A 25,107-nucleotide genomic window follows, 5' to 3' on the forward strand; every position below is an offset into this window, starting at 1 on the left:
TGGGGGTGTATGTATCTAGAACCCTTACACCCCTTCACCTCTAAACCCTCATATTAACCTACACATTAAATAGGAATAACATGACATCTCCTTCTTGGACAATGTACTCTTTTCCTTCACTTCTAACTAAGCCTTTTTCTTTTGCACTTTTCATCGAACCACTTGCTACTAAATCATCGTAAGCAACGGTTTCGGCGCGAATAAATCCGCGTTCAAAATCAGAGTGAATCACACCTGCGGCTTGGGGTGCAGACATACCAGCATTAATTGTCCAAGCGCGGCTTTCTTTGGGGCCGCTAGTGAAATAAGTCCGCAAACCTAACAAGGTGTAAGTCGCGCGAATCAAAGATTTTAAACCGCCTTCTTTCACACCTAAAGATTCTAAGAAATCTGCTTTGTCTTCTTCAGCTAATTCCACTAATTCTGCTTCTACTTGAGCAGAAACAATGACGACTTGAGCATTTTCTTGTGAGGCAATTTGTCGGACTTTTTCGACAAATTCATTACCTGTAGCTAAGTCATCTTCTGAAACATTGGCAGCGTAAATAATCGGTTTACTGGTGAGCAGTCCTAACCCTTGAATAATGGCTGCTTCTTCTTCATTTAAACTGACTTGACGGACAGATTTACCTTCGTTTAAGGCTGCTACTAATTTTTCGAGAACTGTAATTTCAAACTGAGCATCTTTGCTGGTGCGGGCTTGTTTACGGGTACGTTCAATACGGCGTTCAATTTGGGCTAAGTCGGATAAACCGAGTTCTAAATTGATAATTTCAATATCCCGCGCTGGATCAACCGAACCGGCAACGTGGATAATATCATCATTCTCAAAACAACGCACCACATGAACGATCGCATCAACTTCTCGAATGTGGGATAAAAATTGGTTCCCCAAACCTTCACCTTGACTCGCACCTTTGACCAAACCGGCAATATCCACAAACTCAACACGGGCGGGGACAATTTGTACAGAACCAGCAATTTGCGAAAGCACGTTTAACCGCTCATCCGGTACTGAGACAACGCCGACATTCGGTTCAATCGTGCAGAAGGGAAAGTTAGCAGCCTCCGCTTTCGCATTGGCTACTAAGGCATTAAACAAAGTAGATTTTCCGACGTTGGGAAGTCCGACAATTCCGGCTCTTAGCATTTTGGATTTTAGATTTTAGATTTTGGCTCAAACTACTAAGATAATTCAAACAGGTTCAGGTATGGTTTGGGGAATTGTCCCAGGAACAGTTTGCGGAATAGGTGCAGGTACAGTTTCTGGTACAGGTTCGGGAATAACTGGTTGTGGTGTCGGTTCCGGTCTGGGTAGGGGGTTGGGTTGCGGTGTCGGAATTTGCGGTTCAGGAATCGAAATAGCTTGAATATCAATCATGGGTAGTTCTTAAATTACCTGACTGTCCCAACCTAGATGATTACCCTTGATGCTGACATCTTCCTCAAAAATGGGAAAAAGTCTGAAGTATAAAGTCTAAAGTATGAAATGTAGTAGGTTACAGGTTACAGGTCTTTAGTTACTGGAGGCGGAAGGTGTAAGGATATATAGCAGTTCTTACTTGCTTGTAATACAGTTGGAACCCCACCCCGCATTTGCTGACGCAAACGCTCCCCTCCCCGCTTGCGGGGAGGGGTTGGGGGTGGGGTTGAAATGTACCTCATCCAACCGAGAACCGCTATAGATTTTCAACTTCTTTACACCCTTACACACCTGTCCAGCAAAGTTAAACTTCGGCTGGGTGATATTCTTGTTGTCTTTCCACAAAAGTTTGGACGCGGTGGCGGTAGTTGCGAATGGTGTCGTCTACCCAATCGCGATCGCTACTATTGGCAAACAAATGTACTAATGGCTCGCTGGCATCGGGTAAAACTAACAGCCAATTATCATCGAATGGTTGACCAATTTTCACGCCATCGATGAGTTCGAGGTTTTGGGCTGGGTGAGTTTCTACTAAGTAGCGCATTAATGCACCTTTAGCAGTCCAAGGACAGCGAATTGTCTGAGTTCTATGAATGACGCGGGGTAATTCGGAACGTGCAGTAGCCAGCGATCGCTCTTGAATTGTTAACATTTCAATGATCTTGGCAATGCAGAACATGGAATCAAACCCCGGATGCAGTTGGGGGAAAATGAAACCAGTGTCGCCACTACCGCCCAACACTACATTAGAATTTTTTTGACAAGCTTCCATTAAGGCGGTTGGGTTAGCCTTTGTCCGAATCACTCTCCCATCATGGCGACGGGCGACTTGTTCCACCGCACTAGAGGCGTGAACTGGCACAACTACCGTACCTCTGGGGTTAGATGTCAATATCATGTCCACCATTAAGGCGGTTAACATTTCCCCACGAATGGGAAAGCCTGATTCATCAACTAAAATTAGCTGTTCGCCATTGGCCGAGACTTGCACGCCAAAGTTAGCTTTCAAGGCTTCCACCACATGACCTAACTGGGTTAATAAGGCTTCGCGGTCAGCCGTGGTGACAGCGTGTTTATTTAAACTGGCGTTGAGTACCACTGCATCCGCGCCGAATTTATCCAGCATTTGGGGTAAAACAGCCCCAGAGACAGCATAAACATAGTCAATGACGATTTTGGCGCGACTGTTGGTGAGGGTAGAAACGTGGAGTAATTTTTCAAAGGCTGTGCAGTAACTGTCAATAACTTGGCTGGGATAAGCCACATCACCAACTTCATGAATCAACGCCCGACGCATATCTTCTTTAAAATATGCCCCTTCAATTTTCTTTTCTTGGGCTTTGGAAATGTTAATCCCTTTGTCATCCATAAATTCTATCAGGATGTAGTCGGGGCGATCGGGATGGACTCTGACATGGATACCGCCAGCTACTGACATCATCGGAATCACAGTCCGGGCGATGGGGATAGCAGTAGCATCAAGGTTTTGAATATCAACGCCTACAGACATTAAACCGGCAATCAGCGATCGCGTCACCATCCGAGAAATGTTCCGTTGGTCTCTTGATACTGTAACTTTAGAACCGGGTTTTAAAATCGAACCATAAGCCGAACCTAAGCGCACCGCAAATTCTGGGGTAATGTCGATATTTGCCAAACCTTGTACGCCACGTTGACCAAACAAGTTTCTTTGGGCAGTATTTCCCCAAATTAAGTTGATGTTTAAAATTGCACCAGACTCAATTTTTTTACTCGGCCAAACACGCACACTAGTACTAATTTGTGCTTCTTCCCCCACCGTAGATAACGAACCCACCACGGCAGCTTCTAATACATGGGCGCGGCGGTCTACGCGGCTACCACGGGAAATGACACAGGCACTTAATTGGGCTTCTTCCCCCACAAACGCCCCATTCCACACAATTGGACGCTTGAGGTTAGCATCAGCCCCAACGGTCACATTATCACCAATAACTGTTCCCGCTTCAATTTGAACTCTTGCCCCAATGCGGCAATTATCGCCAATTATGGCGGGAGTTTGAATATGGGCTGTTGCATCAATAAAAGTATTCTCTCCTACCCAGACACCGGGGGAAATTTCTTCATAAGCAAATTCAAGTTTTACCTTTCTATCTAAAGCATCATATTGTGCTTCCCGATAAGCATCTAAATGACCAACATCACACCAGTAACCTTGGGCAATATAGCCGTACATCGGCTCATTTTTGGCTAAAAGTAACGGAAATAAATCCTTAGAAAAGTCAGTTTCGGTATTAGCTGGTAAATAATCTAAAACTTCAGGTTCAAGAATGTATGTTCCAGTGTTGACTGTATCGGAAAAAATTTCGCTTGTAGATGGTTTTTCTAAAAATCGTTTAATTTTGCCTGCTTCGTCAGTAATTACTACGCCAAATTCAATGGGGTTAGGAACTCTAGTTAAAATCAAAGTCGCTTTTGATTGTTTTTGTTTATGAAATTCAATTGCTGCTGTTAAATCAAAATCTGTAATGCTATCGCCACTAATTACTAAAAAAGTTTCATCTAGTAGTTCGGCAATATTTTTCACACAACCCGCCGTTCCCAAAGGCTGATCTTCTTCTACCGCGTAGGTCATTTGTACGCCAAAATCACTACCATCTTGAAAGTAATCACGCAAAACATCGGGTAAATAATGTAATGTAGCAATGACTTCGGTGATTTGATGTCTTTTGAGCAAATTGATAATATGTTCAGCAATGGGACGATTGAGAATCGGCACCATTGGTTTAGGTAAATCGCAAGTTAAAGGACGAAGCCTTGTCCCCGAACCGCCTGCCATCAGTACTGCACGCATAAATCCTCCTGATTTGCAGCCTTAGCTGCTTGTAATGCTATGAAAATATGTCGGTTTTATCTTTAGTGTCTTATAGATGTTCTGAGTTCAGGAACTTCCACAAGAGACATCTAGTCAGTGTTAAGCATATTTACTCAACACAGTAGCCTGTCTAGAAAAATGAAGAAATATTTCTAAAAATCGAGTTCATTTATTATGCCAGTTTCCCATACTGTTGAGGTAGCAAGAAAGTAGAAAAAAGAACATAAAAATCTAGAATAGTATATTCTTTTTATTTTTATAATTTAGCTTCATGGTTAAATAGCAACAATGCTGGATGTTAATTTACACTGGAATCAGAGAATATGCGATCGCATCCTCAACTGGTCGGAAAATTACGGCTAAGTTCTAGCTTGTTAGTATAAATTAAGAATTGCTGAGATATTTTGACAATTCTTAACTTAAATTTAGTCAGTAGTGAATGGAGTTCCTGAACATGAGCAAATTAATCGTATTACTTTTGCTAGTAGGTTATGTCGGTTTAGGTTGGAAGTTTTGGAATGGATTTACCAGGACTAACTTTCAACCATCCTTACTCAATCGGATTGCTTTATCTTTGTTATGGCCTGTTTTATTTATCGCTAATCAATCCTATCGCCGCAATTTTAGAAAAGCCTTGAAAGGGTAGGTGTTAATTTTAAATTTACCAGTATCGACTTGTGGCGATCGCCTACATCTTAAAATAGTTTAGTGAGTAGTTTCTTGAAATTCCAGAGTTTTAGACCCCCGACTTCTTTAAGAAGTCGGGGGTCTTGTACTTAACCAATAGGTAAATTACCTGGGTTGACTGCATGAATATATTCACTACCAGAATGTGGTCTACCGCGTTTATATCTGGCTTCTTCGGGATTACCCCATCCTAACTGTAAAATCATCTCTAAAAAGTTAGGATTTTCCCACTTCCATAAACTTGCCCATTCAGTTCTGTGAGCAATTCTTTGGACATCATCTGTAGTAATTTGTTGATATTGCTTACTGTTATTAAAACTTAAATATAAATCCATATCGCTGGTTACTTCATACCAAAAATTCAATATCGCATCTTTGGCAGATTGTAATATAGCGATATCACTAGTCAACCCGACTAATTCGGTATCTACTTCTGGATAGCGCAAAGTTTTGCCTTTGACTGTCATTTCGCGCCAGACAATACCGGAAACATGATTTTCTCTTTGATAATCGTGAATAGCTGCTTTAAAATCTTGATAGGCAGTAAACTTTTGGAACCCCTCGGTTCTGATAAACTGGTCTATTACAGGATTGCCAGAGACTGTTACCTCTAACTTCAGACGCTCTCCTTTTAGACAAGCTTGGCGTTCGGCTGCCAAAATTTGGATTAGCTCTTCGGTAGTGTAAACTTTTGACATCAGTTATTAGTCAAGGGTCAATAGTTTTGAACTTGAGACTATGAATTTGCGCTTTTGTGAAAATCGGTTATTTAAACATTATCCTTTGCTTGATTGGTGATGCAGTAGCCCACAGTACTAAAAATTAGGGTAGACCATCTGAGTCTACCCTGGCAGTTATTTGGCTAACTCACTGCTAAATTCATTAAAAGAACGGCGCTTTAATTGTACAGATTCAGCACGGGGTAATAAATCAAACACTTCGCGGAATTTATCATCTATTTCCTCAAAGGGTACTTGACCTTTTTTGTTTAACAATACTTGCCCTGATTGATTAAACACTACAACTTGAGGCACACCCCCAGAATAGTAATATCCTGGTTCCGTGGGATCATATTTTTCTTTTACTGGAATTGTATCAACATCAATCGGGATGATCTCTGCTACTCGTCCGTAAAACTCTTGGACGCGAGAAATTACAATGGCATATTTTTTGCAATCGCTACTGTCATCTACATAAAATGCTAAAAATGCAGGTTTATGTTCTGTTAAAGTCTGTGCGAGTGTCTGTCTGGGTGGAACTAAGGAACCATTGCCAGCATAAACGACAAACATATTGCCATCATAGTTATCATCATTAATACCAGCATAAGCCGGTTGAATACTGAACATCAGTAAACACACAAGCAATAACAGGCATTTCGATATCAAGCGTCGCCAGTCAGCCATACGTTTTTGTAAAAAAAACAACTTTGTAATATTCATCAAAAGGAACCTTGCAAGCTACGATTTGTCGTAAGTTTGTGCTGAATTCGGCAACCTGGGCTGGATAAGTAATTACACCCGCGCACTATTTTTTAAGATAACGTCTTACGGATGAAGTATGAAGTCTGAATTTTGAAATTTCTTTTTCACACTTCATACTTTAGACTTCAGACTTTCTAAGTGCTGGCTTTTTGAGCCAGGATTCGCTAAACTCACAGGATTAAATTTGCAACTAGATTAATTAGCAAACACAAGCAGATTCAGGTAAAGAAGTGGGCAAGAAAATTAAACTGATAGATAGACTGCGCCTTGGTTTGGCGGTATTGGTGGCGAAAACTGTAACATTTGCGGTGCGATCGCTGCGCTTAGGTGCTGCTAGTGTATTACCAGGGTCAATTGCACGGCGAATAGAACCTCGACTGTTGCAATTATTGAGTCAGCAGGTAAAAAATGGCGTAATTATCATTGCGGGGACGAATGGTAAAACAACTACGTCGCTGCTGTTAAAAACTATTTTGGAACGTAAAGGCTACCACATCACCCATAATTCTACAGGTGCAAACTTAGAAAATGGCTTGATGACAGCTTTACTCGAAAACACCAACTTGGTGGGGACGCTGGCTGCTGACTACGCCATTTTGGAAGTAGATGAAAATATCGTCCCCAAGGTATTAACACCACTCCAGCCACGTATTATTCTGTGTTTAAACTTGTTCCGTGACCAACTCGACAGGTACGGCGAAGTAGATACCATCAGTAAACGCTGGACAAAGGTAATTTCCACACTTCCCAAAGAAACAGTCGTAATTCCCAATGCGGATGACCCGACTTTATCGCACCTCGGTCAGCAGTTACCGCAACGTGTGTTATTCTTTGGCTTGAATGAACCAGAACAATACCTCGAATCAATTCAACACGCGGTAGATTCTATTTATTGCCCTAATTGCGGACATTCTTTAGATTATCAAGGTGTGTACTTGTCTCACTTGGGCGATTTTACTTGTCCCAGTTGTGGTTTTAGTAAGAGTAAACCAACCCTGGAAAGTAGCGAGTGGGGACAAATTTTGGTTGGTTTGTATAACAAATACAATACTTTAGCGGCGGTGACTGCGGCTATTGAATTGGGTGTTGATGAAACCACAATTAGAGATACTATTAATAATTTCCAAGCTGCATTCGGTAGGGCGGAAGATTTAATTATTGATGGGAAAAAGGTGAGAATTTTATTATCTAAAAATCCTGTGGGGACAAACGAAACGATTCGGGTGGTGAATCAAAGTACTGATAAAACTACATTGATGGTGTTAAACGATCGCACCCCCGATGGTACTGATGTATCCTGGATTTGGGATGTGGATACAGAAAAATTAGTCGAACGTGGCGGAACTATTGTGGTGAGTGGCGATCGCGTTTATGATATGGCTTTACGTCTGCGTTATAGCGAAAAGTCTCTTGAGAGTAACTTAAGCTTAATTGTCGAGGAAGATTTGAAGCAAGCGATCGCAACTGCCCTCAAGCATACAGCAGACAACGAAACCTTACACATTCTTCCTACTTATTCTGCCATGTTAGAAGTGCGCGAAGTTCTCACCGGCAGAAAAATTCTTTAGGAAATAGGGAATTGAGAAGCTTTTTTATCAAAATAGAATTCAGGAGTCAGAATTCAGAATTTACCTGAGTACTTCACTGGTGGATGAATGAGTGATGAAATATCACATTATACCAATTAGAAATTAAGAAATCTAGCTCCAGTCAGACTTTCCTGATTTCTATCTGTCGCATTCTTTTCTTAAATTGGTATTACTTCTGACTCCTGAATTCTGACTTCTGAATTCCTTTTTCAAATCTTTCTCACTTTCTAAACTAAATAACTGGTATTCGGGACAATAGGAAAGAAAGCATACTCATACCAAGCAGTCCAGATAAAACTTCTCAACCACCGTTGACGTTTTTCGGGAGTGAATTCATACTCAAATACCCCATGAGATGTATCAATCGAAGATAGGTGAGAATTGCAACCACAACCATGTTGATAAGTAAAGCCATATTTAGAAGCGATACTCTGCACCTTCATTTGCATCGCAAAAACCTTACCTGCGTGCAATATTGCATCCCAAGAACGCTTATGTTTGATATCTCGCTTATCAAATCTTAGGGCGCGTTCTTCAAATACATGATCGCGGTAAATTGGTGCTAGATGCACATGATAAAAACTTGCTGGTAGTTCATAGCCAAATTCTTGAAAAAGTTCTATTCCTATCCGCGCTACTTTTAATTCATTGGCAAACTCTTCGCCCTTTGATTCTAAATCTTGAAGCAGTGTCGCAAAATCAGGATAGCTAGTTTTTATAAAGTCATAACCGTAAAATTCTAGGGTTTCCCAAGCTAACTTGCCAAATAGTTGGGAGAATGATGATTTAAGATATTCTAATTCTGGACGTTCGTTAAATAAGTCAACATCACCTTGTTCTAACTTATATTGAAATAACTGTGCCATTTCAACATAACTTTGTGGATCAGAGATGCCTACATCTGCTATTCCGTTAGCAATATCTTGCCACACAGCAGGTAGTTGAGACACAGGAACTGCGTTTTCATACGCAATTACCGTCAAATTCGGAGCTTCAATTGCTTGCATATAATCTCCATTGAGATATTAAAAATTTGTCGCTTAGTTAAACAAAGTTAACTTTTTGGGAAATTTGCACAAAAACAGTGTAACTGTTTACCCAAGATTGAGTAAATTTACAGTTACCTGTGGAGATTATGGCTGTCTGACAATTACAAAACTGTGACCTAAAATACTGAAATCTGATGAAAATTGCTATAAGTCCATGCAAAAATATAGCAGGGGACAGGGAACAGGTGACAGGTAACAGCGTAAAAAGTCTTTTACGGATTCTGCAATCAGAGAAAGAAAAAAGTTATAAATTATCAGTTATGAGTAAAGAATTATGACTTCTGAACAATTAGAATTAACAATTGGTTGGTTGTATCCTACTTTAATGAGTACTTATGGCGATCGCGGTAATGTAATTACAATAGAACGTCGCGCTCAATGGCGGGGATACAGCGTAAAAGTCTTACCTCTAGACCAAAATTCCACCGCCGAAGATATTAAATCTGTCGATGTAATTGTGGGTGGAGGCGCACAAGACCGTCAGCAAGAAATTGTGATGCGTGATTTGCAAGGGGTGAAAGCTGACGCAATGCGCGAAAAAATTGCCAATGGTACACCAGGGGTTTTTACTTGCGGTTCACCCCAACTCCTAGGACATTATTATGAACCAGGATTTGGACAACGAATAGAAGGGTTAGGAATCCTCGATTTAGTATCTATTCATCCTGGGGAAAATACCAAACGTTGCATTGGTAACTTAGTAATTGAAGTTACAGCCTCCCGCCTCGCCAAAGAGTTAGAAGAGATGATTGGTAGTAAACCTTATCTTGTCGGGTTTGAAAATCATGGCGGACGCACCAAGTTAGGTAAGGTAGAAGCCTTGGGACGTGTGGTGTACGGTTTAGGCAATAATGGCGAAGATGGTACAGAAGGTGCATTTTATCAGAATGCGATCGCCACTTATTCCCACGGCCCCTTGTTACCAAAAAATCCCTTTGTCGCTGACTGGTTAATTCAAACAGCGTTGCGGCTGAAGTATCAACAACCCATCACACTCAAACCCTTAGATGATGACCTCGCCATACAAGCGCGAGAAGCCATGCTTAAACGCTTAAAAGTCAGCGTAGCAACTGTAGCTACTAGCAAAGTTTAAGTCAGAATAATTTAGCATTCCAGAGTCAGAACTGATATTCTGACTCTTTATTTTTGGGTTTGATATGTCATTACAATCAGAGATTGCCAGTAATCAAATCAATTAAAAATATGACTAAATAAAATCCTTAAAAAGACAAAATTAAGGATAAATTAAACCTAATTTAAAATCAATGATTTGCGCCACATTTATCAATATAAAATAATATTTATTTACCTGATAACTTATAGAATATTTACCAATATACCTCTCTCAGAAAACCTGTTTAATCGTATTATAAATCTTGTTATCAGTCAGTCTATTTTATACAGCAGATTTTTAAGTTATTTCTCAAGACTAGTAGAAAGTCCATTCTGAATGCTGCTGCATATTGTTCAACTTATAGATTAATCAAAAAATGAGTATAGAGAGAATTTTCAAGAGTACTGATTTTTTTCAACCTACAGATGGTGAACCAATTCGTTCAGTTGTGACGGAATCACCAGATGCAGTTGTGGTTGCTTGGTATGTCAAACCCGGACAAGAAATTGGAGCGCACATTCATCCTACTGGTCAGGATACCTGGACAATATTATCCGGTAGTGGTGAATATTATTTAGATATAGACGGTTCTCGCAAAATAATTACCGTTGGAGATGTGGTTGTAGCACCAGTCCAATGTGTTCACGGTGTGTTTAATCACGGCGATGAACCCTTGATATTTATTTCTGTGGTGACACCTTATGAGGCTGGATATGAACCTGTGACCATCAAATCGTAAACAGCCTTAATCAAGAGTGCTGAGTTTTGTAAATCTAACAGGTTTCAAAATCTTGTCAGTTCTTTTAAATACAAAGAAAAGAGGGATTGAATTATCCCTCTTTATTTTTAGTTGATGGAGTGTACTTGGTTGAATATTAAGTACTCACACTCACTCTACTGTCCACGACTAGCCGGGTCTACACGAGCAAAAGTCAGAAAATCAACCATCCGAAAGTCTTCTGGTCTACCTGTTCTAGTAGGTAAAGTTGGCACCCAAGAAGGATTAACGTTCAAATAAGATTTTGGATCTACTTGAAGCAAGCCAATAATCACTTCACCAATAATGCGACTACCCAGAGGGCCTAGACGTAGGCCTCTTTCCATAAGTTCAGCTTCTTTAAGGATGTAGTACCAGAGTGGTGTAGAGGTATCGAAGGTAGGATAGATGCTTCGCAGTTCTGCTAGGTCATTCTTACTAAGGACAGATACACCAATTGCGCGAGCTAGGGTTTGACCGGATGGTAACTGCCAAGTTACGTGTCGCAGCAAGTTGCGCTGTAAGAGTGAAGTAGGTGGTGTACCTTCTACGATCGCCTGGAGTGGTAAGTTAAACAATGCGCTAGAGATTTTCGTATCGATTAACTTGTTACGTCGGATTTGAGTATCGTTAAAGTCAAAAAATGTCTGCCAACCAATAAAACGCCTTGGCGCTCTAGCAAAACCGCGCAAATCACTAGGATCAGCTTTTCCGTCTTGGGAAGGGTCGAAAATAAACGCAAAGAAGGGTTGGCCATTGTCACCTGCCAAGTTAGCCCGATAAGACGGACGCACCATACTGTGACCAAAACGATAGCCTACTTGAAATTCAACTGGAATAAAGCCTCTACCTGGCAAGGGGGTATAAAATCTTCGACCATTCCTTAAGATTTCATTTACCCGATCCTGACCAATAATTTGGGGGAGAAATTCGTGCAGAATCAGCCACTGATAATGCCAAGTGGTCAAACGACGAGCTTCGTTAAAAGCGTTTACATTGTTGATAGATGGACTCTGGGATCTCACCAAATCAACTGCACGGTTGTGAAAGAGGTGAAATGCACTCAGGATTCCCGTGAGAATTAAGTGCTGGTCGTTACGTGGGTCAACGACGAGGGCGCGGTTATTTGCGTCGCGGGGCAAATCTTCAAACAACCCGCCATTTTCCAGTCTGAGTTTGATTTGGTCTGTTGGGTCATAAAATGTGGGTGATGCAAACGGCCCATCACCGTAGACTGTATCCAGGTCAAAAGCTGGAGTCCGACCATTTGGGGCAGATACTGGAGGTGTGACCCTACCCAACCGAGATGACAAATCAAATGTAATGTCGTGATCCATAAACTGGCCAAAAAATGTTGTACCAGCTGTATGGTTGGGGTTGTTGGGGTTGTTGACGTTGAGAGCCGGATCGACAATCAAGGCTAGAGGCCCTGCGGCTAAATTGTCTTTGGCATCTAATATCCCGCCAGCTTTGCCCATTTCTAAAAGAGCGGCTCTGATAACATCAGTGGGTGGCGCAAAGGAAGGCTGATTCCGAAACATCCGACCGAACCTGCTGGGCAGAACCGCATCATTTGTATCTGCCTGCGCTACTCGATTCAGCAACACACCTACCATTACGCCAACAATCATCATGGCAGTAGCAACAATGGCTAACAATGAAATTACTTTTTTTTTCGAGAAGTTTTTATGTTTTAAACTTCTCATTTTTCCCCCGTTCAAAACTTTCATAATATTTTCTTAAACAAGGTATTAGGTGTTAGTAAACTTGGTAATAAGCCACGAGAAAACTATACATGAATTCTTTAGCCAAAAAAATCATGTAGAACTTTGAGTTTTGTGAATGCACTTATAAAAAGTGGATAAATATTTGGAAAAGTTTAATTTTTTGGTCAAATTAGTCAAAAATTCTTAAGATAAAAATTAACTTTTATTTGTGGGCTTGAATATAAAACACCTGCGGAATATTGGGCAAATAATATAGGAAAGCCAATCCACAAGCAATTTGAATTGCACTCAAACCAAATAAAGGATGAAAATCTGGTTTGAGAAAGTCAATAAAAAACCGAAAAATTACGTAGGAAATTAAATAAAATTTAAACAATTCACCACTGCGATATTGATAAAGGCAGCGAAGATTTATTAAGAATAATAAATAAATGTAAAAGAATATTTCATATAATTGTGTGGGATGACGCAAAATACCATCACCAAAATCTACACTCCAAGGTAAAGTGGTGGCAATGCCATAGGTGCGATCGCATAGTAAACGGAAAGCCACCGCATAAGCTAAGGATTCAAATAAAAGATGCGGATGAATCTGTCATGAGCCTAAACAAAAATATACCGAAAAAGTCACAAATTACGCTGCTTGTGTCATATAGTCTAATACAGTCCAGTTAAGAAAGTTTGCCTGTGGAGACAGGGGAACAGTCGGAGAACAAAATTATGCCTCCCCCAAGCAGTGTTGGGAAAGGCATGAAAAAAAAAGCTGAAATTATCAGTGTTTGATTTCTAAATTGAGGATGTAACATCCGATTTGGACTTTTTCTGCCCACAATTCATACTCTAGGCGCAAGTGTTCCGGGAATTGTTTACCCGTAAGTGTCAATGTTTTTGTAAAATTTCGTAAGCGAATCGGATTATTTGGTTGTAAAGATTCCGTGGGCAACCAATAACGGCTGACACCGTATATCCCTTTTTCCCAGAAGTGGCGGTAACTTACTTGACCATTACCTTGCATAGTCATAATCACCCGATATGGAGAAATTTCCAGCCACAAAACTCTGGGACTACTGGGAACGTAGGCAGTGTTTTTTCTGTGCGGCAAAATTTCCTCTGTACTGGGAGAAGTTTCTACTTCACAGGTAATAAGAGGCGGTGCAGTTAACAGTAAGTGAAATCGTTCAGTATCTTTCTGATACAAAGTTCCGGCAGTTTCGACCACTGACCAGAACGGCAGGTCAGTGGAAATTAGTGATAAGCACACAGGCTTGCGATGATAGGTCAGCATGGGAGCAGTATGGGCTAACAGCTATTGAATAACAAGATGAAATTAATCCAGGGAGTCTAGCAGTCCAGAACCAGCAACTAAATAGTAAAACATGCTTAATCTTAACTGAATATGCTGATTTGGTAAGCTAAATATCTCAACATAAAAATAAGTTAAATCTAAATTCAAGTATTGCAAACAACATTTTTTTTGATAAAGGTAACTTTAAACACAGTGAATAAATACTTATATATGAATCCGGTTTGATTGTTGAATATATGTAAAGGCAGGGAGTAGGGAATGGGGAGTAGGGAGTAGGAAAGAAGTCTGATCTGGGTGTGCTGATTTGTTCAGCAATCCAATATTAGTCTTATAGTTTGATGAATGTTATGTTTTGCAACAAATGATGAAAATACTACAGTCTTTTGAGCATATACAACGAGTGCGGGAACAGGTAAGAGGTAACAGCTTTCTCGAACTGCCAGAATATGGGGTTTCAAGTCCCTAAATTGATTGATTAGGACTTACGCAGACTCTAAGATTTTTTGGCGTTATACCCTGCGGGAAGTCGCTTGCGCGTCTAATGCGATTTGAAGAGACCTTACTTTTCGGGTTCTCCGAAGGATTACGGGAAACCGCTTCGCGTCTACGATAAATTAGACTTTTTAAAGATTTTTGCGTAAATCCTGTTTATGAAAAGAGGTAAGAACATTTGTTCTAGACAAGTAGTGCAATACAAATGTCAGACATAAATAAACGTTAAGATTTAAATTTGTATGGTTTTTCTTTCAGTTAAACACATCGCAATTCCTTTTTCATAATACGCAGCTTCGTTAATAAAAATGGGGTAAACTGTAGATGTGCCTGAATAGGCGATCGCACTTCCTTCTAATGTTAAAAATATCGGTTCGCCAGGGTTAAGCGGTTGATAATCTCGAAACTGGAGTTCGGGGTGAATCATGCCGATAATTTCTCCTGCTTCGTTACGAGGATAATCAATAACTCCTGTATATTGATAATATGTTAGATTCGTATTTGATGGTTGAGATAAACCTTGATTATAACTTTCGATATAGTCTAAAACTTGATAAATTAACGCTTCAGTTTTTTGAAATAACTCAGCATTTAAAACTCCCTGTGCTACAGGCCCCACTTCAATGGCAAAACCCAATTCTGATATTGAACACAGAAAGTTAGAATCTCTTGTGGGTTGAGAATAACAAATTCTCACATCAGGGTTAATTGCACTTAATTGGGCAGCTAATTGTAATATAAATGGATGTTGGCTACCTAAAATTATAGTTAACTGCATATTTGCAGTAGAACTATGCAAATCAATAATAACTTGTTGCTGATTTTTACTTTCTTCTGCTAGTAAATAATAGATATTTTTTGCCAAAATATCTTCATAACTAGCAAGTTGGGGATTTTGTAAATCTGCTGTTGCAAAGCAACGATTTAAGTCTTTATCAATATAGCGTCTGGCTGCTGCAAATGCTTTGGGGTTACTCAATAAAACGCGAGTATCAAAACTTGGACGCTGAATCAGTTGCGGAAACTGTTCAAATTTTTTACCTAGATAGATACCTGTAAATTCATTGCCATGTGTACCAGTAGCAATGACTACTGAATTGATGTTTCCCATAGTTTTTATAAATTGTTGGGGTCGATACCTTTTTGTTGTAATTTAGCTAAAAGTTCTTGAAGTTGGTTTTGGGTTTCTTCTAGTTGCTGTTGTCGTACATTTGCCAATTCTTCTGGTGTTGGATATCGTCTACCATTTTCATCGTACCAATACAACCATTCTCGCGTCATGCCTTGATAACTTCCACGTTCTCTGCCAATACCTAAATTAACTTCTGGCATCCAAATTTTATCACCAGATTGTAAAATATACTCTCCATCAACTAGGCGATAAACTTCCAGCCGTTGACGTTTCCGGCGTAAGCGTGTTGGGGCGTAAATTACATAATATAATACTCCCAACTGAGCATAATCTAATTTCTTTTGTTCGTATTCATAATTGTATGCTTGTGAGACAATTTCTAACGTAAAAATTGGTGGTATACCATCTTCTTCCCACATCACATAACTAAAACGTCCATTTTCGCCAATAAAACGTTCTACGCCTAAACTTAAAAATCCATCAGGAACGATCGCAGGTTTACTCACTCCATAATAAATACCCATATTTATGCCAAAAAACCAGTCTTCACGACTGTGCCAAATGCTGGTTAAAATTGATAATAATAAGCTGGGAATTAATATTTGTAATTCATTATCCACAGGTGTATCGTCAGAATCTGGTAATTCGGCTGATGAAGGTAAACATGCTAACGGATTGTAGTAAAACATAAATGTATTTCCTACTCAAACTTTTCTGCTTAACTTGCCTGAGTTTGCCTTGGTAAGCGTCTTTTTAAACTACAAAAACCAATTGCTGGTACTATTCCTAGGATAGTTGCTGTTAATCCTTGTTGACTGCCATACAATATTGCTTCTGGTATGAAGTTTTGCATTAATGATAGCAACCAGACCAGCAAACTAATTAACAAAAAAGCAACTGATGGTACAAAATTCCACCACCAGGATTTGATTGTGTAACGGCGTACAACTAGCCATTGCAATAGTCCGATCCAAAGACCAGAAAAAATATAAGCAATTGTTGATAAAAATCCAAAGATAATTGCTAACTCAGGAGATAAAGTTTCATTAAGAGAATTAGCAATTGAAGCAATATAATTAATCCAGGCAGTCGCTACACAATCAGCAGTTAACCAACCGATGGTAGTTGCAATTATCCATCGCCAACCAGAAAGATAACGACGGATAACTAATGTTTGGTCGGTAGCAAAAACCACAGCAAATACAATATTACTGAGTAATTTTATGCCATAGCCCCATGATTGCATTTCTATAGATCCAAATGCAGTCAGAATTTGTGTGAGCAGTCTTTCTACTGCCAGACTAAAAACGCCACCCACTACCCAACCCAAAATTGTCATAAAAGTAAACAATACACAAAACTTGCGTCGCTGGCTGGGGGGTATAAATAATTTGCCTGATGGAGAATTGCTATTAGTAGCTGCAACATTAGAAGGATTTGGATTATTAGAATCGGTTTGCATATTAAGTTAAGTAAAGCTAAGACTTGGGCTTTTCAAGCAAGCCTTCTGAAAAAGCGTAATCTCAGAATGATAAGCTAAACATTGACATAACAAAGTGACTTAGGATGAAGTGTTAAATGGGTGTTTCCTCAACGGCCCCTCATCTCCTGCGGGCTGCTCGTGGTGAAATAGTAGATCGTCCCCCAGTATGGATGATGCGACAAGCGGGACGATATATGAAGGCGTACCGAGACTTAAGGGAAAAGTATCCTTCATTTCGCGATCGCTCCGAAATTCCCGAAGTAGCGATTGAAGTATCCCTGCAACCTTGGAAAGCCTTCCAGCCGGACGGAGTGATTTTATTTTCCGACATTGTAACTCCATTGCCTGGTTTGGGCATTGATATGGACATTGCGGAAGGTAAAGGGCCAATCATTCATTCGCCCATTCGCACTCAAGCACAAATTGATAGCCTGCATGATTTAGATCCAGAGGCGGCTCTACCGTTTATTAAAACCATCTTGCAGGCATTACGCCAAGAAGTTGGCAACAAATCAACAGTATTAGGCTTTGTCGGTGCGCCGTGGACGTTAGCTGCTTACGCAGTTGAAGGAAAAGGTTCTAAAACCTATTCCATCATCAAAAACTTGGCCTTCTCAGACCCGGCAATTCTACACCAACTGCTGACAAAATTGGCAGATGCGATCGCTGTTTATGCCCGTTACCAAATTGACTGCGGCGCTCAAGTAGTGCAAATGTTCGATTCTTGGGCAGGACAATTAAGCCCTCAAGATTACGATACCTTTGCTCTGCCATATCAACGACGGGTATTCCAGCAAGTCAAACAAACCCACCCCGACACACCATTAATTCTTTTAGTTAGTGGTAGTGCAGGTGTACTAGAAAGAATGGCTCAATCTGGTGCGGATATCGTCACCGTTGATTGGACTGTAGACATGGCTGATGCTCGCGCTCGATTAGGCAAGCACGTTAAAGTACAAGGTAATCTTGACCCTGGTGTACTCTATGCTTCCAAAGAGTTCATCCGCGATCGCATTTATGATACCGTTCGCAAAGCTGGTAATTGGGGTCATATCCTCAACCTCGGTCATGGTGTCCTACCAGATACCCCAGAAGAAAACGTCGCTTTCTTCTTTGAAACAGCCAAGCAACTCAGTACAGCAGCACTGGTGAGTTAATTCCCTTTGTGTCTTTGTGGTGACAATTTTTGAACCACAAAGACATAATAATTGCATTGCTGACACATCTATTTTTTATGAGAACTTTTACAGCGATAATCGAACGAGATCCTGACACAAATCTATATGTTGGGTACGTTCCTGGTTTTCCTGGAGCGCATTCTCAAGGTGAAACATTAGATGAGTTAAACAAAAATCTACGCGAAGTCATTGAAATGCTGCTAGAAAATGAGAATCTAGCTTTTGACAATTCACTTATATGACTCTTAGCCAATCTCACCCGTATATTTCACCAGAAGAATATCTCGAAAATGAAAAATCTAGCCCCATTAAACATGAATATATCCAAGGGCAGATTTATGCAATGGCAGGAGCCAGTGACGCTCATGTAACTATTACTGCTAACTTAGTTGCTCTGCTGAGAAATCACATTCGCGGAACTGGGTGTCGTCTTTATGTCGTTGATATGAAAGCACACATCGAATCGCTGAATGTTTTTTATTATCCAGATATTATGGTGACTTGTGACCCAAGAGATACAGAGTTTGAATATTTTAAACGCTATCCCAGTTTAATTATTGAAGTTTTATCGCCTTCCACTGAGGCTTTAGATAGAGGTGATAAATTTAGTGACTATCAAGAAATAGAAACATTGCAAGAATATGTATTAATCAGCCAAAACCGTCAAAGAATTGATTGTTTTAGACGTAATGCACAAGGCAGATGGGAACTTTATAGTTATAGAGGCAATCAAGAATTACAGTTTACAAGCATAAATTTTTCTGGTTCTGTAACTGATGTTTATGAAGATGTATTTTGAATAAAAACTTCGTGCCTTTTTGCCTTTACGTGAAAATTAATCTTTAGTGCGGAACCTTTAATTTTATTGTTAACTCTTAAACTTTAAAAAACATACTATGAGTCAGAAAAGAATTTTAGTCACAGGCGCAAGTGGCTGCATCGGTCATTACATCTCAGAAGCATTAATTCAAAATACAAATCACGAACTATTTTTACTAGTTAGAAACCCCAGTAAACTACAAGTCAATACGCAATACCGTTCAGGTGTTACCGTCTTGCAAGGCGATATGCAAGAAATTAAACACTTTGCGGATTTGTTATCAACTATTGATGTCGCAGTGTTAACAGCAACAGCCTGGGGCGGGGATAATACTTACGATATTAATGTCAACAAGACACTAGAACTATTCAGTTTATTAAACCCTGAACGTTGCGAACAGGTAATTTATTTTTCAACTGCTAGTGTTTTAGATAACAAAAATCAACCTCTAAAAGAAGCAGGGGAGATTGGGACAGATTATATCGGTTCTAAATATCAATGCTTGCATGAAAAAGAAAAACTAGCGATCGCACCTAAAATTACCACAGTTTTTCCCACCTTAGTACTAGGCGGCGATGCCAATAAACCCTATTCTCACCTCACCTCTGGCATACCCGAAGTCACAAAATATGTTAACTTAATTCGCTTTTTACAAGCAGACGGTAGTTTTCACTTTATCCACGGAAAAGATATTGCTACCGTCGTGGAATATTTAATCGAACATCCACCCCAAAATAAGGAACAACGCAAATTAGTTTTAGGTCAAGAAAGACTCACCGCCAACCAAGCAATAGAAGAAACCTGCGCTTATCTAGGCAAAAAAATTTACTTTCGCATTCCCCTATCTATTTCATTAGCTAATTTGATTATTGCCGTGTTCCGCATTCAAATGGCAGCTTGGGATAGGTTCTGCATGAACTATCGCCATTTTACATATAAAAATGCCGTCAATCCCGCAAGTTTTGGTTTACCAAATTATTGTGCAACCATGAGTGATGTGTTGAAAATTAGCGGTGTGCCTAATAGAAAATAAACTGCTAACTGGTGTGTTTTCAGGTATAGCTAATTCTCGAAATGGTTTGGTTTCTGCGATCGCCTACAGTGAGCGGTTACAGCATCTACAGTAAAATGAGTAAGACACTTAAAGTCTATCAAACATGGTCGTCAATCTAAATGTAACGCAGTCTCAGCCATCGGCTAACCTGAAGGTGACACTCCTAATAGAAAGCCTCAAAAATGGTCAGTTTGCTGCATCTATCTTTGAGTTTCCCAACTTTCGCGTTGAAGCACAAACACGAGAAGATGCAATCACCCAACTCCAAACCACCTTTTTAGAAAGACTCAGCCACATCGAAGCTATTTCCTGGAATCTACCAATAGAAGCTTCAGTACCAACTTGGATGCAATTTGCGGGTGTTTTTCAAAACGATCAAGATTTTCAGGAAATTATGAATGAAATTCGATCGCAGCGAACCTCAGATGATGACAGTGAAGTTGACTCCTCATACTACTTGTAGAGGAAGCTTAGTGTGTCTCGATATATTCTCGATACGGATCATGTTTCACTAATTCTTTGTAATCATCCTCAAGTTATCGCTAACGCTTCTTTGCATCAAATTGCTGTGACTGTAATTACGGTTCAAGAACTTTTTAACGGCTGGATTGGTAAAATTAACGATCCGTCAGCAGTGCATAATCTCCCCGCACTCTACTCAAAACTTTGGATAACCGTCAAATATCTTCAAACAGTTGAGATCCTGGATTTCACACAACAGGCTGATGACTGTCTCAAACAACTGCTCAGAGAGAATCCCCCTCTGCGAAAAAACCGCCTGCAAAAAGATATGCGAATAGCTGCGATCGCATTATCTCTTAATACCACCGTCGTTACCCGTAACCAACGAGATTTTAGTCTAGTACCCAGACTAGCGATCGCAGATTGGACGCTGTAACCATAATGCTCTGATTCAACCCCACACCCGACGCAAATTCAACACAAAACCCGGTAAAACTTCTTCATCCGATAACGTCGCCGGATTTTCCAACACTTCCACTGCCGAACTTGGGCGATAAACTTCTACACATCGCTGCTGCGGATCAATTAACCAACCGAGTTTTGCACCATTATCGATGTACTCCCGCATTTTTTCTTGCAGAGTTTTGAGAGTATCAGAACTAGAGCGCAATTCTACTACAAAATCTGGACAGATATTCGCAAAAGTTCCTTTTTGTTCGGGAGTCAGGACTTGCCAACGTTCTTGGCTTACCCAAGAAGCATCAGGAGAACGAATTGCACCATTTGGTAAGACAAAACCGGTTGAAGAGTCAAAAGCTTGACCTGGTTCACCTGCATTCCGCCACCATAAATACAATTCTCCCGCAATATTCCAATTACGTTTACCAGTCTCCCAACCTGTTGGCGGATTCACGATTAATTCTCCTTTTGCAGTTCTTTCTAGTCTCAAGTCTCGGTTAGCGGCGGCTAATGCGGCGAACTGTTCTGGGGTGACATATAATGCGATCGCTTTCGGTAACTCAATCAATAAGTTTTCTGGGTTAACGGGTATCTGTACCATCTTGACCTCTTTCTTACATCATCAAGCATCGAGAGGCATCATATTTTTATCATCAGACACACAATATTTTCTAGTTAATAATTGCACAGACAAAACCATTAACGGTAAGCTAAAGCCAATATAAAGTCAATAAGTAATTATTTCCGCTAGAGTGGGATAACAATCAAAGTGTGAGGTCTGCTACTACATGCGAGTTTTATTAGTTTATCCGATATTTCCTAAAACCTTTTGGTCTTATGAAAAGATTCTGGATTTAGTTGATCGCAAAGTTTTACTACCACCTTTGGGTTTAGTGACTGTAGCGGCAATTCTGCCCCAAGAATGGGAATTTAAGCTGGTCGATCGCAATATTCGTCCTGCAACAGAAGCAGAATGGGAATGGGCAGATATAGTCATTCTATCGGCGATGATTGTCCAGAAACAAGATTTATTGGAACAAATTCAAGAAGCCAAACGACGCGGTAAGTTAGTTGCAGTTGGTGGCCCTTACCCAACTTCTACACCTTATGATGTCCAAAATGTTGGTGCAGATTTCCTGATTTTGGATGAAGGGGAAATCACCTTACCGATGTTTGTGGAAGCAATTCAACGAGGCGAAAAATCTGGAACTTTCCGCACCGCAGAAAAACCCGATGTCACAAGCACACCCGTACCCCGCTTTGATTTATTAGAATTAGATGCTTATGACATGATGTCGGTGCAATTTTCGCGCGGTTGTCCTTTCCAGTGCGAATTTTGCGACATTATCGTTCTCTATGGACGTAAACCACGCACCAAAACCCCAGAACAATTATTAGCAGAGTTGGATTATCTCTATGAATTGGGTTGGCGGCGGGGTGTGTTTATGGTGGATGACAACTTTATCGGTAACAAGCGAAATGTGAAATTGTTGCTGAAAGAGTTAAAAGTCTGGATGGAAGAACACCAATATCCCTTTAAGTTTGATACAGAAGCTTCTGTAGATTTAGCCCAAGACGAAGAATTACTGGAATTGATGGTTGAGTCTGGATTTTCGGCGGTGTTTTTGGGAATTGAAACCCCAGACGAAGATAGTTTACAACTCACCAAGAAATTTCAAAATACCCGCAGTTCTTTGACAGACGCAGTGCAAACCATCATCAAAGCTGGGTTGCGGCCAATGGCTGGGTTTATTATCGGGTTTGATGGTGAAAAAGCTGGCGCAGGCGATCGCATCGTCCGGTTTGCCGAACAAGCCGGGATTCCCTCAACCACCTTCGCTATGTTACAAGCACTACCCAATACTGCACTGTGGCATCGACTGAAAAAAGAAGGTAGATTGCGGGAAAATACAGAAAGTAACATCAACCAAACCACGTTGATGAACTTTATTCCCACCCGTCCTTTAGAAGAACTTGCCAGGGAATATGTTGAGGCTTTTTGTGCTTTATACGACCCTGTGAAATATTTAGACCGCACCTATCGCTGTTTTTTAATGTTAGGTTCGCCTAAGTGGAAAGCACCTTTTAAAATGCCATCATGGGTAGAACTCAAAGCATTGTTAATTGTCGTTTGGCGACAAGGAATTGTCAGGGAAACTCGGTGGAAATTCTGGCATCATTTGTTCAGTATTATCAAACGGAACCCTGCTGTATTTACACATTACCTTTCGGTTTGCGCCCACAACGAGCATTTCTTAGAATATCGCCAAATTGTCCGCGACCAAATTGAAAGCCAGTTAGCTGCTTATTTGGCACAAGGCGCAGAAAAACCTTATGTCCCCGTGGCAGAAAAAGCCGAGGCGATCGCTAGTTAAATTAAAGATAGGAAATAGGGAGTAGGGAATAAAAAAACATCCTCTCCCTAAATCCAAAATTGTATAATTTCCACAGCATCCGAAAAAGTCCGTTGGACAACTGCTGACTTAGCGTTATTTCCTGACGACGGCAATGACCAGATAGTGTTTTAAAATTAGCGGCTACTTTATATAAAGAAGATAATTTAACTAGTCCACTTTTGCCGGGATTTAGTTGTGCTGTTAAGAGCTGATTTGTAAACAAAATCTTAAGATGCTATATGCTTTATCATCAGACGAATCAATAAGCCATAAATCATTGCTTTACTAATGTTCTTGATTTAGTCTATAGCTTGAGTACATCACGGCTTTGTTCTATTTAGATTTTCTTTACGAATCAGCTCTAACTTATCTCAAGTTATGCCAAGACACATCATCACTGAACTGACTGAGGAACAAGAAGCAATGATTGCTATCTACCGAGACAAATGGCGAAGGATAGCAACCTCTACAGAAGCCATTAATCATGAAAAAGTTGCCGCAGTGATTAATGCTGCTTATGCTGTCAGCAACTATCCAGAACCAGAAATTTTATTTTATAGTAATCCTCTGATCGCAATTCAAAAAGTTTTGGCAATTAAAAACTTTAAAGATTATTTAGGACTGAATATTCATATCAAATTTCTTAAAAGAGTAGTAGAACATATTAAACACGGAATCAATCAACAGCTTGAGTATCAACTCTTCATTAGATTGCGAAATCAAATACAATTTCCTGAATTTCCATATTACCCAACGGCAAGCCATCCAAAAATTTCATACTTCCCTTATGGCATAACACAACTTATTGAACAGCAATTAATAACTGATATTGACCAGTGCGAGATAGAATTTACTGACTTTTTACATTTAACACAACCCTTAACTAGAACAGCAGAGTGGGCAATTTGGGGTTGTATGTTAGATTTTTGTATTTCAGTCCTTGCCATTAATTATGACAAGAAAAAATGGCAAGTATTTCAAGATTTAATCCAATACTGTGGTTTCATATCCAAATATGAAAAGGTTTGTCTAGTCTGTGAGCGTCCTTGCAAGGTATCTTTTGATCAAGAGAATATCCTTCATGCTGAAGGAGAAGCAGCAGTTCAATTCTCTGACGGATATAACATTTACGCATATCACGGTGTTAGGTTGCCAGAGAAATATGGCGAATTATCTCCAACGCAGTGGTCAGCAAAATGGTTATTAGAAGAAAAGAACGCTGAACTGCGGCGCGTGTTAATTCAAGGCATTGGTTATTCTCGAATTATTGAAGAGTTACAAGCAGTTGAATTAGATATCTGGGAAGAATATACGCTTTTTAAAATTAATTCCGATATAGATGTAGAACCAATTTATTTATTAAAAATGACCTGTCCTAGCACCCAAAGGATTAATGTATTGCGCGTACCACCTGATATTCAATCAGCAAAAGATGCTATTTGTTGGGTAAATTGGGGTATTGCTCCTGAAGAATTTAGTGTGCAAACTTAAGAATCTTGTTAGCAGAGTGACACTGAAAGCTGACTTTAACTAGAAGTTATGCAGTTTTGGTGATCAGTAAGTCTGCGATCGCATCTTCAATCACCGAAGAGGAAAAATCTACATTAGTAGCCTTTTGTTCCGCTTCATAGCAATTCCCAT

Annotated in this window: 25 protein-coding genes; 12 read left to right on the forward strand and 13 right to left on the reverse strand. The window is 40.0% G+C overall.

Annotated features, from left to right (window positions below; genetic code table 11):
- Positions 1-58 precede the first annotated feature (58 nt).
- From ychF to H6G77_RS04540, 3 genes are all read right to left on the reverse strand, one after another.
- The gene (ychF, locus tag H6G77_RS04530) at positions 59-1,150 is read right to left on the reverse strand and encodes a redox-regulated ATPase YchF (RefSeq protein ID WP_190593397.1); all 1,092 of its coding nucleotides are present in this window, start codon (positions 1,148-1,150) and stop codon (positions 59-61) included.
- A 45-nt stretch (positions 1,151-1,195) separates the two neighbouring features.
- The gene (locus H6G77_RS04535; protein WP_015112758.1) at positions 1,196-1,381 is read right to left on the reverse strand and encodes a hypothetical protein; all 186 of its coding nucleotides are present in this window, start codon (positions 1,379-1,381) and stop codon (positions 1,196-1,198) included.
- Between the two features lie 346 nt (positions 1,382-1,727).
- Positions 1,728-4,256, reverse strand: a complete 2,529-nt coding sequence (locus H6G77_RS04540) for a mannose-1-phosphate guanyltransferase (protein WP_190593398.1) — start codon at positions 4,254-4,256, stop codon at positions 1,728-1,730.
- 475 nt (positions 4,257-4,731) lie between these two features.
- On the opposite strand from H6G77_RS04540, the gene H6G77_RS04545 reads away from it, so the two are divergent.
- Positions 4,732-4,923, forward strand: a complete 192-nt coding sequence (locus tag H6G77_RS04545) for a hypothetical protein (RefSeq protein ID WP_190593399.1) — start codon at positions 4,732-4,734, stop codon at positions 4,921-4,923.
- A gap of 130 nt (positions 4,924-5,053) precedes the next feature.
- Here the strand turns inward: H6G77_RS04545 and H6G77_RS04550 are convergent, their stop codons facing one another.
- Positions 5,054-5,662: a hypothetical protein gene (locus H6G77_RS04550; protein ID WP_190674292.1), complete on the reverse strand. Its 609-nt coding sequence runs from the start codon at positions 5,660-5,662 to the stop codon at positions 5,054-5,056.
- Positions 5,663-5,818: 156 nt separating this feature from the next.
- On the reverse strand, positions 5,819-6,406 hold the full coding sequence (locus tag H6G77_RS04555; protein WP_190593401.1) for a thylakoid membrane photosystem I accumulation factor: 588 nt from the start codon (positions 6,404-6,406) through the stop codon (positions 5,819-5,821).
- A 272-nt stretch (positions 6,407-6,678) separates the two neighbouring features.
- Here H6G77_RS04555 and H6G77_RS04560 point away from each other — a divergent pair, with 272 nt between their 5' ends.
- Complete coding sequence (locus tag H6G77_RS04560; protein WP_190870939.1) at positions 6,679-8,016, forward strand: MurT ligase domain-containing protein; 1,338 nt, start codon at positions 6,679-6,681, stop codon at positions 8,014-8,016.
- 248 nt (positions 8,017-8,264) lie between these two features.
- On the opposite strand, the gene H6G77_RS04565 is transcribed toward H6G77_RS04560, so the two are convergent.
- Complete coding sequence (locus tag H6G77_RS04565; protein ID WP_190870940.1) at positions 8,265-9,044, reverse strand: hypothetical protein; 780 nt, start codon at positions 9,042-9,044, stop codon at positions 8,265-8,267.
- 316 nt (positions 9,045-9,360) lie between these two features.
- Between H6G77_RS04565 and H6G77_RS04570 the strand changes: the two genes are divergently transcribed.
- Positions 9,361-10,179, forward strand: coding sequence for a type 1 glutamine amidotransferase (locus tag H6G77_RS04570; RefSeq protein ID WP_190593404.1), 819 nt, complete (start codon positions 9,361-9,363; stop codon positions 10,177-10,179).
- A 397-nt stretch (positions 10,180-10,576) separates the two neighbouring features.
- A complete protein-coding gene (locus H6G77_RS04575; protein ID WP_190870941.1) occupies positions 10,577-10,939 on the forward strand; it encodes a cupin domain-containing protein in 363 nt (120 codons plus the stop codon).
- Positions 10,940-11,094: 155 nt separating this feature from the next.
- Here the strand turns inward: H6G77_RS04575 and H6G77_RS04580 are convergent, their stop codons facing one another.
- From H6G77_RS04580 to H6G77_RS04605, 6 genes are all read right to left on the reverse strand, one after another.
- Positions 11,095-12,663, reverse strand: coding sequence for a heme peroxidase family protein (locus tag H6G77_RS04580; RefSeq protein ID WP_190870942.1), 1,569 nt, complete (start codon positions 12,661-12,663; stop codon positions 11,095-11,097).
- Positions 12,664-12,886: 223 nt separating this feature from the next.
- A complete protein-coding gene (locus tag H6G77_RS35565) occupies positions 12,887-13,237 on the reverse strand; it encodes a prolipoprotein diacylglyceryl transferase family protein (protein ID WP_313954479.1) in 351 nt (116 codons plus the stop codon).
- Positions 13,238-13,456: 219 nt separating this feature from the next.
- Positions 13,457-13,969, reverse strand: coding sequence for a hypothetical protein (locus H6G77_RS04590; RefSeq protein WP_190593407.1), 513 nt, complete (start codon positions 13,967-13,969; stop codon positions 13,457-13,459).
- A 745-nt stretch (positions 13,970-14,714) separates the two neighbouring features.
- Positions 14,715-15,593: an aspartoacylase gene (locus H6G77_RS04595; protein ID WP_190870943.1), complete on the reverse strand. Its 879-nt coding sequence runs from the start codon at positions 15,591-15,593 to the stop codon at positions 14,715-14,717.
- A gap of 5 nt (positions 15,594-15,598) precedes the next feature.
- Positions 15,599-16,303, reverse strand: a complete 705-nt coding sequence (locus tag H6G77_RS04600; protein WP_190870944.1) for a Uma2 family endonuclease — start codon at positions 16,301-16,303, stop codon at positions 15,599-15,601.
- Between the two features lie 29 nt (positions 16,304-16,332).
- A complete protein-coding gene (locus H6G77_RS04605; protein ID WP_190677597.1) occupies positions 16,333-17,076 on the reverse strand; it encodes a hypothetical protein in 744 nt (247 codons plus the stop codon).
- Positions 17,077-17,192: 116 nt separating this feature from the next.
- On the opposite strand from H6G77_RS04605, the gene hemE reads away from it, so the two are divergent.
- The 6 genes from hemE (at position 17,193) to H6G77_RS04635 (ending at position 21,047) form a co-directional block, all read left to right on the forward strand.
- Positions 17,193-18,254: a uroporphyrinogen decarboxylase gene (hemE, locus tag H6G77_RS04610; RefSeq protein WP_190693704.1), complete on the forward strand. Its 1,062-nt coding sequence runs from the start codon at positions 17,193-17,195 to the stop codon at positions 18,252-18,254.
- Between the two features lie 77 nt (positions 18,255-18,331).
- Positions 18,332-18,517, forward strand: a complete 186-nt coding sequence (locus H6G77_RS04615) for a type II toxin-antitoxin system HicB family antitoxin (RefSeq protein WP_190870945.1) — start codon at positions 18,332-18,334, stop codon at positions 18,515-18,517.
- Positions 18,514-19,074, forward strand: a complete 561-nt coding sequence (locus H6G77_RS04620) for a Uma2 family endonuclease (protein ID WP_190677593.1) — start codon at positions 18,514-18,516, stop codon at positions 19,072-19,074. Before H6G77_RS04615 ends, H6G77_RS04620 begins: the two co-directional genes overlap by 4 nt.
- A 97-nt stretch (positions 19,075-19,171) precedes the next feature.
- Positions 19,172-20,128, forward strand: coding sequence for an NAD(P)-dependent oxidoreductase (locus tag H6G77_RS04625; protein ID WP_190870946.1), 957 nt, complete (start codon positions 19,172-19,174; stop codon positions 20,126-20,128).
- Positions 20,129-20,252: 124 nt separating this feature from the next.
- Positions 20,253-20,612 carry a hypothetical protein gene (locus H6G77_RS04630; protein ID WP_190677589.1) on the forward strand — a complete coding sequence of 120 codons (360 nt, stop codon included), beginning with the start codon at positions 20,253-20,255 and terminating at the stop codon, positions 20,610-20,612.
- Positions 20,613-20,624: 12 nt separating this feature from the next.
- Positions 20,625-21,047: a type II toxin-antitoxin system VapC family toxin gene (locus H6G77_RS04635; RefSeq protein ID WP_190677587.1), complete on the forward strand. Its 423-nt coding sequence runs from the start codon at positions 20,625-20,627 to the stop codon at positions 21,045-21,047.
- Positions 21,048-21,062: 15 nt separating this feature from the next.
- Here H6G77_RS04635 and H6G77_RS04640 read toward each other — a convergent pair whose 3' ends face one another.
- Positions 21,063-21,671: a Uma2 family endonuclease gene (locus H6G77_RS04640; protein WP_190870947.1), complete on the reverse strand. Its 609-nt coding sequence runs from the start codon at positions 21,669-21,671 to the stop codon at positions 21,063-21,065.
- A 187-nt stretch (positions 21,672-21,858) separates the two neighbouring features.
- On the opposite strand from H6G77_RS04640, the gene H6G77_RS04645 reads away from it, so the two are divergent.
- Entirely contained in the window at positions 21,859-23,445 is a 1,587-nt protein-coding gene (locus H6G77_RS04645) for a B12-binding domain-containing radical SAM protein (RefSeq protein ID WP_190593415.1), read from the forward strand.
- Positions 23,446-23,844: 399 nt separating this feature from the next.
- Positions 23,845-24,957, forward strand: coding sequence for a DUF6745 domain-containing protein (locus H6G77_RS04650; protein ID WP_199331370.1), 1,113 nt, complete (start codon positions 23,845-23,847; stop codon positions 24,955-24,957).
- Positions 24,958-25,107: the final 150 nt, after the last annotated feature.

Source organism: Aulosira sp. FACHB-615 (assembly GCF_014698045.1).
Taxonomy (GTDB): Bacteria; Cyanobacteriota; Cyanobacteriia; order Cyanobacteriales; family Nostocaceae; genus Nostoc_B.

Coding starts and splice junctions, on each gene's coding strand:
- H6G77_RS04535 (WP_015112758.1), bottom strand. CDS start 1,381: ATGATTGATATTCAAGCTATTTCGATTCCTGAACCGCAAATTCCGACA.
- H6G77_RS04565 (WP_190870940.1), bottom strand. CDS start 9,044: ATGCAAGCAATTGAAGCTCCGAATTTGACGGTAATTGCGTATGAAAAC.
- H6G77_RS04580 (WP_190870942.1), bottom strand. CDS start 12,663: ATGAGAAGTTTAAAACATAAAAACTTCTCGAAAAAAAAAGTAATTTCA.
- H6G77_RS04620 (WP_190677593.1), top strand. CDS start 18,514: ATGACTCTTAGCCAATCTCACCCGTATATTTCACCAGAAGAATATCTC.
- H6G77_RS04650 (WP_199331370.1), top strand. CDS start 23,845: ATGCCAAGACACATCATCACTGAACTGACTGAGGAACAAGAAGCAATG.
- H6G77_RS04595 (WP_190870943.1), bottom strand. CDS start 15,593: ATGGGAAACATCAATTCAGTAGTCATTGCTACTGGTACACATGGCAAT.
- H6G77_RS04575 (WP_190870941.1), top strand. CDS start 10,577: ATGAGTATAGAGAGAATTTTCAAGAGTACTGATTTTTTTCAACCTACA.
- H6G77_RS04645 (WP_190593415.1), top strand. CDS start 21,859: ATGCGAGTTTTATTAGTTTATCCGATATTTCCTAAAACCTTTTGGTCT.
- H6G77_RS04540 (WP_190593398.1), bottom strand. CDS start 4,256: ATGCGTGCAGTACTGATGGCAGGCGGTTCGGGGACAAGGCTTCGTCCT.
- H6G77_RS04630 (WP_190677589.1), top strand. CDS start 20,253: ATGGTCGTCAATCTAAATGTAACGCAGTCTCAGCCATCGGCTAACCTG.
- H6G77_RS04600 (WP_190870944.1), bottom strand. CDS start 16,303: ATGTTTTACTACAATCCGTTAGCATGTTTACCTTCATCAGCCGAATTA.
- H6G77_RS04640 (WP_190870947.1), bottom strand. CDS start 21,671: ATGGTACAGATACCCGTTAACCCAGAAAACTTATTGATTGAGTTACCG.
- H6G77_RS04550 (WP_190674292.1), bottom strand. CDS start 5,662: ATGTCAAAAGTTTACACTACCGAAGAGCTAATCCAAATTTTGGCAGCC.
- ychF (WP_190593397.1), bottom strand. CDS start 1,150: ATGCTAAGAGCCGGAATTGTCGGACTTCCCAACGTCGGAAAATCTACT.
- H6G77_RS04590 (WP_190593407.1), bottom strand. CDS start 13,969: ATGCTGACCTATCATCGCAAGCCTGTGTGCTTATCACTAATTTCCACT.
- H6G77_RS04625 (WP_190870946.1), top strand. CDS start 19,172: ATGAGTCAGAAAAGAATTTTAGTCACAGGCGCAAGTGGCTGCATCGGT.
- H6G77_RS04605 (WP_190677597.1), bottom strand. CDS start 17,076: ATGCAAACCGATTCTAATAATCCAAATCCTTCTAATGTTGCAGCTACT.
- H6G77_RS04545 (WP_190593399.1), top strand. CDS start 4,732: ATGAGCAAATTAATCGTATTACTTTTGCTAGTAGGTTATGTCGGTTTA.
- H6G77_RS04570 (WP_190593404.1), top strand. CDS start 9,361: ATGACTTCTGAACAATTAGAATTAACAATTGGTTGGTTGTATCCTACT.
- H6G77_RS04615 (WP_190870945.1), top strand. CDS start 18,332: ATGAGAACTTTTACAGCGATAATCGAACGAGATCCTGACACAAATCTA.
- H6G77_RS04555 (WP_190593401.1), bottom strand. CDS start 6,406: ATGAATATTACAAAGTTGTTTTTTTTACAAAAACGTATGGCTGACTGG.
- hemE (WP_190693704.1), top strand. CDS start 17,193: ATGGGTGTTTCCTCAACGGCCCCTCATCTCCTGCGGGCTGCTCGTGGT.